Source organism: Streptomyces sp. NPDC005402, assembly GCF_040606575.1.
Lineage (GTDB): Bacteria > Actinomycetota > Actinomycetes > Streptomycetales > Streptomycetaceae > Streptomyces.
In genome coordinates this window covers 1-12,409 of record NZ_JBEXFB010000062.1, presented here as the reverse complement: position 1 = coordinate 12,409, position 12,409 = coordinate 1, and the positions used below count along the sequence as shown (strand labels likewise).

The 12,409-nt window shown below is 69.3% G+C and carries 8 protein-coding genes and 5 pseudogenes; 8 read left to right on the top strand and 5 right to left on the bottom strand.

The annotated features are described in order from the left end of the window. Positions 1-291: 291 nt before the first annotated feature. A pseudogene (locus ABZT02_RS45760) lies at positions 292-480 on the top strand (transposase); the annotation flags it as partial. 1 nt (position 481) lies between these two features. On the opposite strand, the pseudogene ABZT02_RS45755 reads toward ABZT02_RS45760, so the two are convergent. The 3 genes and pseudogenes from ABZT02_RS45755 to ABZT02_RS45745 all read right to left on the bottom strand — a co-directional run. Next, a pseudogene (locus tag ABZT02_RS45755) lies at positions 482-738 on the bottom strand (transposase); the annotation flags it as partial. A 28-nt stretch (positions 739-766) separates the two neighbouring features. After that, positions 767-2,188 carry a protein kinase gene (locus ABZT02_RS45750; protein ID WP_356029326.1) on the bottom strand — a complete coding sequence of 474 codons (1,422 nt, stop codon included), beginning with the start codon at positions 2,186-2,188 and terminating at the stop codon, positions 767-769. Positions 2,189-2,558: 370 nt separating this feature from the next. Next, positions 2,559-2,696: a hypothetical protein gene (locus ABZT02_RS45745; protein ID WP_356029324.1), complete on the bottom strand. Its 138-nt coding sequence runs from the start codon at positions 2,694-2,696 to the stop codon at positions 2,559-2,561. Positions 2,697-3,394: 698 nt separating this feature from the next. Between ABZT02_RS45745 and ABZT02_RS45740 the strand changes: the two are divergent. After that, a pseudogene (locus tag ABZT02_RS45740) lies at positions 3,395-3,778 on the top strand (lamin tail domain-containing protein). Between the two features lie 264 nt (positions 3,779-4,042). Continuing rightward, positions 4,043-4,999, top strand: a complete 957-nt coding sequence (locus tag ABZT02_RS45735; protein WP_356029322.1) for a DUF4231 domain-containing protein — start codon at positions 4,043-4,045, stop codon at positions 4,997-4,999. Positions 5,000-5,014: 15 nt separating this feature from the next. Here ABZT02_RS45735 and ABZT02_RS45730 read toward each other — a convergent pair whose 3' ends face one another. Beyond that, positions 5,015-8,722 carry a TIR domain-containing protein gene (locus tag ABZT02_RS45730; protein WP_356029319.1) on the bottom strand — a complete coding sequence of 1,236 codons (3,708 nt, stop codon included), beginning with the start codon at positions 8,720-8,722 and terminating at the stop codon, positions 5,015-5,017. A 165-nt stretch (positions 8,723-8,887) separates the two neighbouring features. Continuing rightward, a pseudogene (locus ABZT02_RS45725) lies at positions 8,888-9,007 on the bottom strand (dehydrogenase); the annotation flags it as partial. Here ABZT02_RS45725 and ABZT02_RS45720 point away from each other — a divergent pair. From ABZT02_RS45720 to ABZT02_RS45700, 5 genes and pseudogenes are all read left to right on the top strand, one after another. Then, the gene (locus tag ABZT02_RS45720; RefSeq protein ID WP_356029334.1) at positions 8,953-9,111 is read left to right on the top strand and encodes a hypothetical protein; all 159 of its coding nucleotides are present in this window, start codon (positions 8,953-8,955) and stop codon (positions 9,109-9,111) included. The pseudogene ABZT02_RS45725 and the gene ABZT02_RS45720 overlap by 55 nt on opposite strands. A 52-nt stretch (positions 9,112-9,163) precedes the next feature. Continuing rightward, entirely contained in the window at positions 9,164-9,304 is a 141-nt protein-coding gene (locus tag ABZT02_RS45715) for a hypothetical protein (RefSeq protein ID WP_356029331.1), read from the top strand. Positions 9,305-9,392: 88 nt separating this feature from the next. Then, positions 9,393-9,677 (top strand): protein kinase, encoded by a 285-nt coding sequence (locus ABZT02_RS45710; RefSeq protein WP_356029329.1) that lies wholly within the window; start codon positions 9,393-9,395, stop codon positions 9,675-9,677. Positions 9,678-10,342: 665 nt separating this feature from the next. Continuing rightward, positions 10,343-10,666 (top strand): hypothetical protein, encoded by a 324-nt coding sequence (locus ABZT02_RS45705; protein ID WP_356029316.1) that lies wholly within the window; start codon positions 10,343-10,345, stop codon positions 10,664-10,666. Positions 10,667-10,925: 259 nt separating this feature from the next. Continuing rightward, positions 10,926-11,755 (top strand): annotated as a pseudogene (locus ABZT02_RS45700) (IS5 family transposase). Positions 11,756-12,409 lie beyond the last annotated feature (654 nt).

Below are 12,409 nucleotides of genomic sequence, written 5' to 3'. Positions count from 1 at the left end.
ACGCTACGAGCGCAAAGCCGAGCACTTCCTGGCCTTCACCAGCATCGCCTGCACCCTCATCTGCTACCGCCGACTCACCAAATGAGATGACGTCTTAGGCGGCGCGTGCTGGACGGGGAAGACACGGACGACTGGGTCGTGAGCCGACAGCAAGTCGCGCAGCTGCCGGTTCTCCAATGTCAGTTGGTTGACCAACCGCGGTGACCTCTTACCAATCCCGAGCCTTGAGCTCTGGACAAGACCGAGGCCCGTGGGACGAGCTGGTGCCGCGAACGGCTTGTGAGATGTCTTACCGAAGTCATCTTGAGCTTCCCCGGACTCGGGGTCCAGCTCGGCGCCCGGGTGCTGGCCGAGATCGGCGATGACCGCCAGCGGTTCGTCGACGCACGTGGCATGAAGGCCTACGCAGGTTCGGCCCCTGTCACCCGCGCATCCGGCAAGAAACATCACGTCGGGCGTCGCATGGTCAAGAACGACCGGTTTACTGACCTTGTCGGATTAGCTTCGGGTGGTCTGGGGTGAGGATCAGTCGGGTCTCGGTGAGGCAGCCGTGAGTTTGGGATGGCGCTGGATGTGGGCGAGGCCTCGGCAGAGGGTGAGGTGGTCGGGGTCGGTGAAGGCAGTGTTGGCCATCGGCCCTCGCCGTAACAGGGACCAGACGCCTTCCACCGGGTTCAAGTCCGGGCTGTAGGAGGGAAGCTGCATGACCGCGAGCCAGTCATGGCTGGCGGTGAACTTTGATCGGCCCTGCTGGGTGTCGGTGCAGCTACCTCTTCTTGATTTTCGTCCCTTTCTTCGCGCTCTGTGCGTTGCCCTGACCTGTGGACGCCTTCTTCTTTCCTTGATCGTTCGATGCGCTCGCGGGCTTCGTCTCGACGTCGATTGTGTCCTGGCGAGGGGCGGCGCTGCCTGGTGTCAGGGCCGCGTCGGTGACCGATTGCGCGCTCAGGTTTCCCGGTGCCGGGCTGACGCTGTGTGCAGGGGTGGAGATGGTATGGCTGATGGACGGCTGTGGCGCAGGGGTGTCGTTGCCGTCTTCTGAGGTGTCGGGGGAAGAGGAGGTCACGGCTGGACCGCTGGTAGGAGGGGCCGCCTTGCTCTCGGTGCTCTGACCCGAGGAACCGTCGGCGACGGCGAGGGTGGCGGCCATCGCTGCGGCTAGAGCGGCAGTTGCCCCGGCCATCAGGACGCGGCTCCGGGGACGAGCAGGTGGGGAACTGGCCCGGGAAGCCACTTCGGAAACGGGCCCCTCCGGGCCGGGCAGCGGCGTCCTGTGGGTGCTGGTGCTGTCACCTGCGGGGCGCTGGCTTGCAGCTGTGCCCGTGGTACGGGCTGCGGACCGGTGGGACGTGAGGTCCGTGCCGGTGGACAGAGCTGCCAGTGTCCGGGCGCAGTCCTGTGCCGTCGGGCGTGCCTGCTCGTCGAGTGCGGTCATGTCGCTCAGCACGGCGGCGAGTTCCGCGGGGAGGTAGTCCGGGAGGCCGGGCTGGCGGTGAAGCCGTGCTATCGCGGCTTCCAAGGGACCACCGTCGTATTCGCGTCTGCCGGTGAGGCATTCAAGAAGCACCAGACCCAGGGCGTAGACGTCGGCAGGCCGTCCGACGGGCCGGCCCAGGACCTGTTCGGGCGACAGATAGGCCGCCGTGCCGATGAGGGTGCCGGTGGCGGTGCATGTGGTGGCATCAAGCAGCCGGGATATACCGAAGTCGGTGAGATGGGGGTGATCGGATGCATCGAGGATGACATTGGACGGCTTGACGTCACGGTGGACGACTCCAGCGGCGTGCGCGTGGACCAGGGCATCGGCGAGGCCGGCGCCGAGCGCGGCGGTGGCTTCGGGAGACAGGGGGCTCCCGGCGATGCGCGACTTGAGGGTGTGGCCTTCGATCAGTTGCATGACCAGATAGGCGTCACCGTCGTGCCGTCCCGCGTCGTAGGCGGTCACCAGCCCAGGATGCTGCAGGCGGGCCAGGATCATGGCCTCGCTCAGAAAGGCTTCCTCTGTGTCGAAGCCGGTGTTCGGCCGGAACATTTTCACTGCCACCGGCCGACGCAGCCGCAAGTCGAACCCGCGATGGACGTCCGCAGCACCCCCCGAACCGATGAGCGCGTCCAAGCGGTATCGGCCCGCCAGTATCCGGGCGGAGTACCGGGAAGCCAGTGCGAAACCCGACTCGCCGAACCCCATGCTCTCTCCCACTTCCGGCGTACGCCCGCTGGTGGCGGGCTCCGCACGCAGGTACCCACAAGGCACCGGACTACCCGTAGCACCTCCCTTGCGGCGCCGACTCAGGCTGCTGAGTGGACCTGGGCAGATCACCCCGGCCCCACTGGCTCTGCCCGTCACAAGGGTCCGGCCGCCGGAGCACGCGTGGGTGTGCCCGGCATTTCGCCATCGAGGGCCTTGAGAGTGCTGCGCGCATGGGGGTGCAGGTCGCCGAGAACTCGCGTCTGGCCCTGTAGCGTCGCTCGGTATTCCGTTTCGGCCGCTTCGAAATTGCCGCGCTCGGCGAGTACCCCATGCCAGGGCGTGGCGTGTGTACAGGGTGTGCGGGTGGTCAGTGCCCAGCGTCCTTGAGGGGTCGTCGAGGACCGACGAGGAAGGAACCGTTGAGGAGCAGATCGACGGAGTCATTGAGCTGCTCTTCGGCGTTGTTGATACGGCGGGGCGCGTCGTCACCGAGATCGCGGGGCACGGTCTTCTCCTCCGGGGCAGGGCCGAAGGCTTCGGTTCTCCACGAACTCCCCTTCGCCGTAAGGCTGTTCACGATCACCTGACCCCCACTGCGGACCCCGGCCTGCATGTAAGGGCCTTGCGGTGCCGTTGGAGTCCGGGGGGTTGGACAGGGCGCATGCCGCCAGCGGCACAGCCCAGTACGCCTCTCCCGTCCTAGCCCCGCGACCCTCGGCATCCAGGCAGAAGGAATCGAGGAAGTGGACCGGGGAGCCCTGCCGTGCGCGTTCGAGCCCTCGCCCTCCAGGGCGCGGGAGGGGCTGATACGCACTTTCGGGTGACGGTCCGGTGCGGGGTGGGGTGGCGTGCTGTGGCGGTGGGAGATGGCCGGCGAAGGTGCGCACGGTCGGGGGCCTGGCGGGGCGTCAACTTGGTGTGTTCGGCGCATAGACGGACGATGCATCCAACAGTCACAGCAATGTGGGCGAAGCATAATGGAGTGCGCATATGGCGTTCACGGTCTGCACACGGGGGCCATGGTGTGGGTGTGCGGCCGACCGGCCGCCACCCGCACACCGCACCAGCCCGTCCCACCCGGCCCGTCTTATGGCCAGGGACGTGAGGGTGCTCGTACAGCCTGGGGGCTTTGTGTCTTCTTCCACGGTGACCGCCCGTCGTCTGTCCGCTGCCGCGCTCGCGGCCTCCGCGATCGTGGGGGCGATGGCGTTGCCGGCGTCGGCCGCCGACCACGCCCGGCCTGAGCGGCCGAAGGTGGAGATCAGTGCGGTCCAGTACGACTCGCCCGGCCGTGACGACCGAGCTCACCAACACCACCCGTAAGACGGTCAACCTCGACGGCTGGACCCTCAAGGACGAGGGCGGCCACACCTACACCTTCGACCACTACCGCCTCGAGGGCCGTGCCACGGTTCCGTCCACACCGGCGCGGGCCGCGACAGAGACAGCGAGCTGTACATGGACCGCCGCAACTACATGTGGGACAACCACTCCGACACCGCCACCCTGCGCAACGACCACGGCCGCTTCATCGACGACGCCTCCTGGGGCGGACACCGTCACCACCACGGCGGCGGTCACCACTGACCCTGCTTCCCGCACCCGCGGTATGAGGTGATGCCGCGAGGCGACGGAACGTGCGCCCCGGCCGGGGCCATCCATCGTTGCGTCGGACCGGCCGCGGCCTGGCTCGCTGGCCGCGGGGAGCGGGCGACCTTCACCGGCACGCCCTCGTTGGAGGCCGGCGCTGAGCTGGAGCGGACGCTGGACCGCCTTCAGGCGCGCTCGTCGTACGACGCAACCTGGAACAATTGACAGACGTGGGTCGCCCACGGCGCCGATAATGAGCGGATGGCACCGGAACACGACAACTCCGCCGCGCGCACGACCACTTCGCAGGAACCTGGGGACGCCGCCCGGATATGGGCCGACCAGGCCCGCTGGTCGCAGGCCGCGAACCGGTCCAAGGGCCGTATCAGCGCGGCGCGGCTGACCGCGCTGCTGTGCGGGCTGGCCTTCGCCGTGCTCGGCACCGCCGCCGCGCTCGTCATGGACGACCACCCCGGCTCGGGCCGGGCCATGGCGTTCGCGGCAGCGGTCACCGCGGGCTGCGCGACCCTCGCTGGGCAGTGGACGACGCCGGAGCGGATCCGTGACTGGACGCGGCTGCGGTCGGTTTCGGAGGCGTTGAAGAGCGAGGTTTACGGGTATTTGGTGGCTCCGTCCGAGGAACGGTTGCGACGGCTCGCCGCGCGGGCCGACGACATGCTCGCCGACGCCGGAGACCTGGACCGGTACCTCGCTGGGCGGTCCGTACAGGGCGGGCGCCCGCTGCCCGATGTGGACGGGCTCGCCTCGTACATGGAGCTGCGGGTGCGGGCCCAGATCGACGGCTACTACCGGCCGCGTGCCGAGCATTACCGGCGCAGGCTGGCGATCGTGCGCGCCGCCGAGCTGGTGTTCGGACTGACGTCGGTGGTACTCGCGGCATGGAGCGGCACCTTCGAGTCCACCGGGGCCGGACGCTGGCTGGCGGTCGCGGCCACCGCCGGGATGGCGGTCTCCTCGCACGCCGCGGCGGCCAACTACGACTACCAGGAGCTGGAGTTCTCCCGCACCGCACAGGAACTGGAGCGCGTCTGGTCCCGCTGGTGCCGTGAGCCGCCCGCCGACGCGGAGTCCCAGGCCCGGCTGGTCGCCCACGCAGAGCACGTCATCTCCATCCAGAACGAAGCTTGGATGGTGAAGTTGCAGGAGTCCGGGGCTCCCGGTCAGCCCGGGCCCGGCGGGTCCCATCCGGTCGGGTAGGGACCCTGGCTCCGCTCAGTCCAGGTCCGGCGGCGGTGCGCAGTGTGCCGGATAGCGCGCCTCGGGTGCCCGCTCGTGCCACTCCTCAGGGGTGATCCAGCGGCCTGCGAGATCGCACAGCGAGCGCTGCCAGGCAGCTGGGTCGGTGGTGATGCGGATGATTGCGTCGCTGTCGGCGGCGACGACGCTCCCGCCGTCCGGTGCGATGTGGAAGAGACTCTCCGCGTCGGGGAGCTGGGCGAGGACCGGGCCCGGCTTCGACTGGCGGCCCAGCTCCCAGCGGCGTACCGACATCGTCGCCGGTCGCTCCAGGTCGGTGGTGTCGAGGGATTGGGCAATGACGAGCAGGGCTTGTCCGTCGGGGGTGAACGTCGCGTCCCGGACGGTGCTTCCGTCACTCCCGAGGTTCATGACAGGACCGATCCGGCGGCGCCCAGCGACGTCCCAGACGGCCACGTTCGTACCGTCCGACTCCCCGGTGGTGACGATCCGCCGTCCGTCCTGGGAGAACGCAACCCGGTGCCCCGAGTAGGGGAGCCGGTAGCGCTGCCGGCCGGTGGCGGTGTCCCAGAGGATCACGGTGGTCTGGCGGTCTGAGGTGACGAGCGTGCGGCCGTCAGGGGAGAGAACCATGCCGTCCAGGTAGTTCTCGCCCTGGTAGGTCCGCACCATCCGCCGGTTCGCCAGTGACCATGTGCGCACCCCTCCGAGCTGGGACTCGGCCGCGTATAGCCGCTCGCCGTCCGGGGAGAACGCCAGCCCCACCAGATAGGCCCGTCCGTCGGGCGGGGTGGGGCTGTGCAGAGTGCCGGTGCGCCGCAGGGAGGTGGCCGAGAAGAGACCGATCTGCACGCGCATGCCGGTCCGCTCGTCACCGATCAGCTCGCCCACGGCGAGGGTGCGCCTGTCGGGGGAGTAGGCCACCTGAACGCCGTGGCCCGCGAGCCGCCGCTCCTCGCTCAGCCTCCCGGTGCCGGTCTCGAACAGCAGCAGCCGCCCGCCGTAGTCGGCAACGGCGAGAGTGCGCCCGTCGGCACTGAGATCGGTGCCCTCCGCGTCGGCGGTGCCGAGGTCGGGGGCCGTCACCCGGGTAGACACCCGTCCCCGGCCGTCCAGCCGCCAGGCCCACCAGCCCTCGCCGGTGTCGGTGACGGCGGAGCGATGGTCGGCGCTGTACCAGACGCGGGCGCGGCTATCCGGGTCGTGGTACTCGGCGGGTATGTCGTTGAAGGAGGCCACGGGCATGCCGTGCACCGGCTCCGCCTCCACCAGTCTCCCCAGGTCCTCCTCACCGTTATCGACGGCGTCCCAGGGCAGGCCCCGCTCGGCCAACTCCCGCATCTCCACAGTGCCGAGACGCGCCCGACGCCGCAGATCCCACACCTCGAACCGGTTGACGTGAACGGAGGTCAACAGGGCGAGCCGAGTGCCGTCGGCGGATACGGAAGCAGCTTCCCAGCCGTCGCCGGCCCGCACCGACCAGGCGGACTCGGGCCCGGCCGGGTCCAGCACCTGGACAGCCGCCTCCCGCCCGTCGTCGGGGCGCAAGGTGACGACAGGCCGGTCGTCCACCGTCCAGCCCGCGAGCATCGGGCGGCGGGGGAAGCCGACCCCGCTGCCGTCGGTGACAGAGATCAGGCGGCCGGTGGCGCCGTCCGCACCGGATTCGTCTACCGCGCACCACGCGAAGCGGCCGTGGGGACTCAGCGACGGATCGAGGCAGACTAGTCCCAGGGGAAGGCCACGGCCGTCAACGCGGGCGATGACGGCCGTGACGTCGCTTGTGGACGCCAGGAAACGCTGCCCATCGGGAGTGAGTCCGCCGCGCGGTGCCAACCGGCCCCGTGTGCCCACGGGCCCGCGGGCCACGGTCCGCCCGGTCCGAGTGTCGGCGACCCGCGCCCTGCCGTCGCCGTCGAAGAGCAACACGCGGCCGCCGTCCGCGCTCAGCGCCCGTGCCGGGTCGTGTGGCAGCTCTCCCGGCAGGACGCGGCGCAGGGTCCACTCGGGCAGGTCCCAGATCCAGGTCCGACCCGCATTGCTGGAGGCGTACATCGAGCTGTCCGCGCTGAATCCGGGCCCTCCGGCGGCCAGCCGCGGCCCTGCTTTTTGGAACTGGACCAGTTGCTCCTGCATCACGTCGCGCGCGGCGGGGGTGTCCGCCTGCCCGTACGCGGCCGCCGCGAGCCGGGCAGCCGCCGCCATGCCGGGGTACGGCCGAGAGTCCGCGGCCCGCGCCAGGCTCTCGGACAGCGCCTCGCGCCGCTGCTGCTCCCGGTCCTCCTGAGTGACGGCGGCGAACGAGGCCACCGCCGTGACGAAGGCCAGGGCGAGCGCGGACCCGGTCACCAGACGCCGAGTGCGGCGGCGCAGCTCCCGGCGGCTCGCCCGGATGAACCGCAGCTGTACGTCGGTGGGTTCGGCACCGAGACCGGATACGGCCGGGTAGTGCACCCGCCATGCCTCCGCCTCGGCCACCTCGTGCCGGCGTAGCAGCCGCTCGGGCGCGTGACCGTGGTGCTGCCAGGCGTGGGCCTGTTCACCGAGCCGGGTGTGCAGCGCGACCCAGTCGTGTTCGCGGGCCAGGAACGCCAAGGTCTCGCGCACGGCGGGCGCGAACTGCTCTGGGTGGTGCATCGACAGCCGCTGGAAGCGAGTGATGCCATTCCAGTCGGCCTCCCGCAGGGACCGGGTGACGCTCCCGGCGGCGAGGTCCCCGTCGATCAGCACGGGCAGGATCCGCTTGCCGTGCTCCAGCGCCTGTCGGCACTCGTCCCAGCAGTACCGCGAGCGCAGAGAGGAGCGGGAGAGAAGCACAATCACGGCGTCGCTGGCCCGGATCGCGTCGGACAGTTCGTTGCGCCACTCCCGGGACGGGCGGATGCCGTCCGTATCCATCCACACGGCCTGACCGGCCGCCCGCAGGGCACCGACGTACTGTTCGGCGAGCGCCGTGTCCGCGCGCGCGTAGCTGAGGAACACCTGACCCGCCGGGCGCAGGTGAAGGCGGGCGGCGGGGGCGCGGCTGAGGGCCATCCCGCGCAAGGCCGCGGCAATCCCGCCCGCGATCAGCCCGGCGGCGGCGACGAGCAGGGGCCAGTACTCCTGGGTTACCGATGGTGCGAACACCGTGCCCTGCACCTGCCGGTCGGCCTGCCGCAGCACGTCCAGCAACCGCGCGTGGCGCTCCGGCGAGTCCGCAACGCCGTACGCCACCACCAGCACACCGGTCCGCGTGACCCAGGCAGCCGCGCCAAGCACGACCGCGCCGTACAGCGCCCAGCGGGCCGCTGACGGAGGTTCCGGGACGCGCAGCGGCCCGTTCCCGCCCATCTGCTCCGTGTGCCGCCAGGTGATTCCGGCGGCTGCCGCCGGTCCCAGCGTCGCGAGCAACCCGGCCGCCCCGGCGAGGGCACGGCTACCAGCGCCCAGTGAAGGCCACAGCGTCCACACCACGAGGCCGCACAGCACCGCGCAGACGGCGAGCGCGGTGAGGGCGGGTGCCGACCGGCAGCGCCGCCAGGACCAGCCGGGGCGCGCTCCGGCCTTCGGGCGGCGCCGGATCCCCTGGCTCAGGGCCTCCCAGGCCGGATGGAAAAGGGCCAACCCGGGCAGCAGGCCGAGCAGCGCCCCATAGGGCCCGAGCAGCGGCAGACACACGAGCCAGCCCGCGACCAGCGCGGCCACCCACGGGCCGACCGGGCCGCGCAGAGCATCCCGCAAACGCGCCGCTCCCGGTAAGCGCGCGACTGCACCACCGCTACCCATACCAGCTCCCCCAGCGGCCTGGCAGTCCCTCAATCAGTTGTAGGGACCTGTATTGCCTGCGTTGTCACCGCGATCGTAGCGGCGGGGCTGCGGGTGCCGGGAGCGATCAGTGGACGGACAGCCCCCGTCCATGAACAGCGACTGCCAGGTGATGTACGCGCAGGCGCTGCTCGCCAGGAAGACTGATGCGCCGGCGAAGTCGTCGGCGAGCCCGTTGCGGCCGATCATCGTACGGGCGGACGGCCCGCCTCGCCTCGGCCCCGACCGTCGGCGCCTTCCTCGAGGGCGGCTGCGACGACTCCGACGGCATCGACCTGGACCAGGTCCTCGGAGCCCGGACGTGAGCGACGCGCAGCCGCCTTGCCCGCCCGCTTGTCGCCACAGGCGGCGGGCACCGTGAAGGAGTTGCCCGACCACGCGCGAGACCTGGACATCGCCGGCCGTGACCCGTGGTCGTTCCCGCCGTTCAACTCCCGCGACCCCGAGGGTGAGGACGTCCCATCCGCTGCGGTCGGCGGCCTCACCGCCGTCTACTGAATCAACCCCCCAGCCGGACGCCTGTACGTGGTGGACATCGTCTGGTTCGGGCTGATCTACGCCGACGCCCTGGCCACCGCGCACGAGGATCGTCCGCCCCAACGGCACGGCCACGGTCGTGGACTTCGGCATTACCAAGAGCAGCGACGAACGTCACGACATCACTACCAGCGGCGTCGTCATCGGCACTCCGGCCTACATGGCACCCGAGTGCTTCGACGGCACCTTCGATCACCGCTCCGACCTGTATTCGCTGGGATGCGTGCTGTACGAAATGCTCACTGGGGCTACTGACCACCGGCTTTTTCGCGGATATGGTGGCCGCTGTGCCGCTCGTCTCGGCCCCGGGGGAACACCGTGCTTGAGCCTCTGAACCGCCTGGTGATGCTACTCGTAGCGTTCACCAACCACCTCGTGACGCTTATCGACGGCCTCGTGACACGACTCGCAGCGCTTGTAGACCGCGTCGCATCGGGTCTGCTGTCTTTGGCGAACGGCCGCCGCGGGCGAAGGGCCCGGACGCCGGCAGACGACGGAGCAGGCGGCGGCATCACGACTTGGCACTCAGCAGCCGGCACCATGACTATCTATCCCGCCGATGGACGTTTTGAGCACCAAACCATGGCTAGCTTCCTGCGCACACAGGCGCTTTTAAAGGCCACCGAAGACTCGGCCGGGCGGGTAGCGGACGAAGATGCGCAGTTCTTGGCAGAGGCCGGCCCCCTGTCCACGGATGATGAACAACTGGTTGCGGATGATGCTGCCGATGCGATCAATCGCACTCTGGCGCGGTTGTTTGTGCGGCTCGGCCCGCCACCTTTGGGTATGGATGGGGGGACCTCGCTCCCGTGTCGAGCGGTGACGGAGGAACAGCGCGGTGAGCAGTGGGGGGCAGTTGCCTGCCGAGCAGCCTTCCGAGGACCCTGTCCTGTCGGCTGGTGCTCGTATCGCCATGCAGTGGCGCGACCTCGGAGCCGAACAACTCGGGGTCGCGCTGCGGGCCTGGAAGCGGAGCTCCGCCGGGAGCACAGTGAGCGGATGGTGCGCCTTGAGTTGCAGCGCGAGGCAGAGCAGCGGCAGCACGATGATCGTCAACAGCAGCGCGCGGACCGCCGACGCACCGTTGAGTTGGTCGTCGGAGCGGTGCTCGCCCTGGCCATGCTCGGGGGTGGCGTGTACGTGGCTCGTGATTCCTGGTGGCTCTCCGTGCTCCTGTGCGGTCCGAGCCTGCTTGCCATTGCGAAGGTCTTCGTGCTCGGACGCAGCGACCCGGACGACATGAAAGCCGTGTCCTTGGCAGCGCGGACCGCTACCAATGCTGCTGGGCAGGCGCAGTCGCCGCAGTCGCCACCAGTTCTCTGACGCTGGGCCCGCGGAACTGCGGGGCCCTGCGATGGACCGCACGCGGGCCACCCCGACGTCCGGGTGGCCCGGAGATCAGCGCTATCGGTTCCATCAATCCATGGTCTCCAGCGCCAGCACCTTCTCCTCCAGCGCCTCGGCCGCCTTGCCGCTCTCAGAGGGCGGTATGTGACGTGATGTCGCATCTATCGTCGCTGGAACGGGTGGCATCGCGGCATCTCCGCTGCTCGGGAGGCTCGGGAGCGCTGGAGTGTCACAGGTGAGCGACCGCCAGTCCTACAAAAGTGACCTATCCGACGAGCGCTGGGCCCTGATCGAGCCCGTGGTGACCTCGTGGAAGGCCCGGCACCCCTCAGTCAGCAGCCACCAGGGCAACTACGACATGCGGGAGATCGTCAACGCCCTGCTCTACCAGTCCCGGACCGGTTGCCAGTGGGACTACCTCCTTCACGACCTGCCGCCCGCCGGCGCGGTGAAGTACTACTTCTACAAATGGCGCGACGACGGCACCGACCAGTCCATCCACGACCTGCTGCGCTGGAGGTCCGGGAGAAGAGGGGTCGATTAGCCGACCCCAGCCTGGTGGTGCTCGACACCTAGAGCTTGCACGCCGCTGCGGGGGTCCCGGCCGGCACGACCGGACGGGACGCGAACAAGAAGGTGCCTGGTCGCAAGCGGGGCCTTGCCGTCGACGTCCTTGGCCTGGTGATCGCGGTGGTGGTGCTCGCCGCCTCCGTCCACGACAACGCCTTCGGCGCCGTCCTGCTCGACAAGGTCGCAGCGAACACCGGCACGGTGACGAAGGCGCTGGTGGACCAGGGGTTCAAGAAGACCGTCCTGGACCACGGGCAGCAGGTGGGCATCGAGGTCGAAGTCGTCGCGCGGAACCCGGCCGATGTCGGGTTCGTCCCGCAGTCCAAGCGGTGGATCGTGGAGCAAACGAACGGGATCTTGTTGCTGCACCGCCTGCTGGTGCGCGACTACGAGCACCGGACCACCTCGGCCGAGTCCCGGGTGTACTGGGCGATAAGCGACCGGATGTCGAGGATGCTGACCGGCCCCTCCACCCCTGCCTGGCGTGGAGCATGACCGGTGGAGTCTCAATGACCGAGTCAAGCCGGCGGGGCGCCGTCTATGAGCTGAGACGGCGCCCCCAGGCGGGCTTTGCGTCAAAATGCCCCTCGATGCGAACTACGGGCACGAAGGTCGCTGAGGTCTACAGGCCTGCTCGACGGACTTCTCAGGGTGTCGAGGGGGCGTCGAGGATCTGCGTGGTTGCTGTACTCGGCTGCTGTACTGCATAGGCGAAGAGCGCCGAGGCCAAGCCAAGTACATCCGCGTACGCACCTAACACCTGCCCCGCCGCGCTGCACTTGATCACAATGACCACCACCACTGTGACGACCCAAAGTTCCGGCCTAGGGTTTGACAGACTCCATGGGGGCAGAGCCACACTCATGATGAACCTCCCGAAGGTTCGCGCCCACCCTTCACCCTCGCCGGCAAGCCTGCGTGAACGGGTGGGCTTCCCATATGACATATCCGAGTGTGGATGGCGGTCCTTCAACGCTGGAAGTCGAGAGTGACCCCAGGAAGTTGTGCCAGCAGGAAGCTGAGCCCCCTCCATGATCACTGCAGGCAAGGGCTTAGACGTCATCTCATTTGGTGAGTCGGCGGTAGCAGATGAGGGTGCAGGCGATGCTGGTGAAGGCCAGGAAGTGCTCGGCTTTGCGCTCGTAGCGT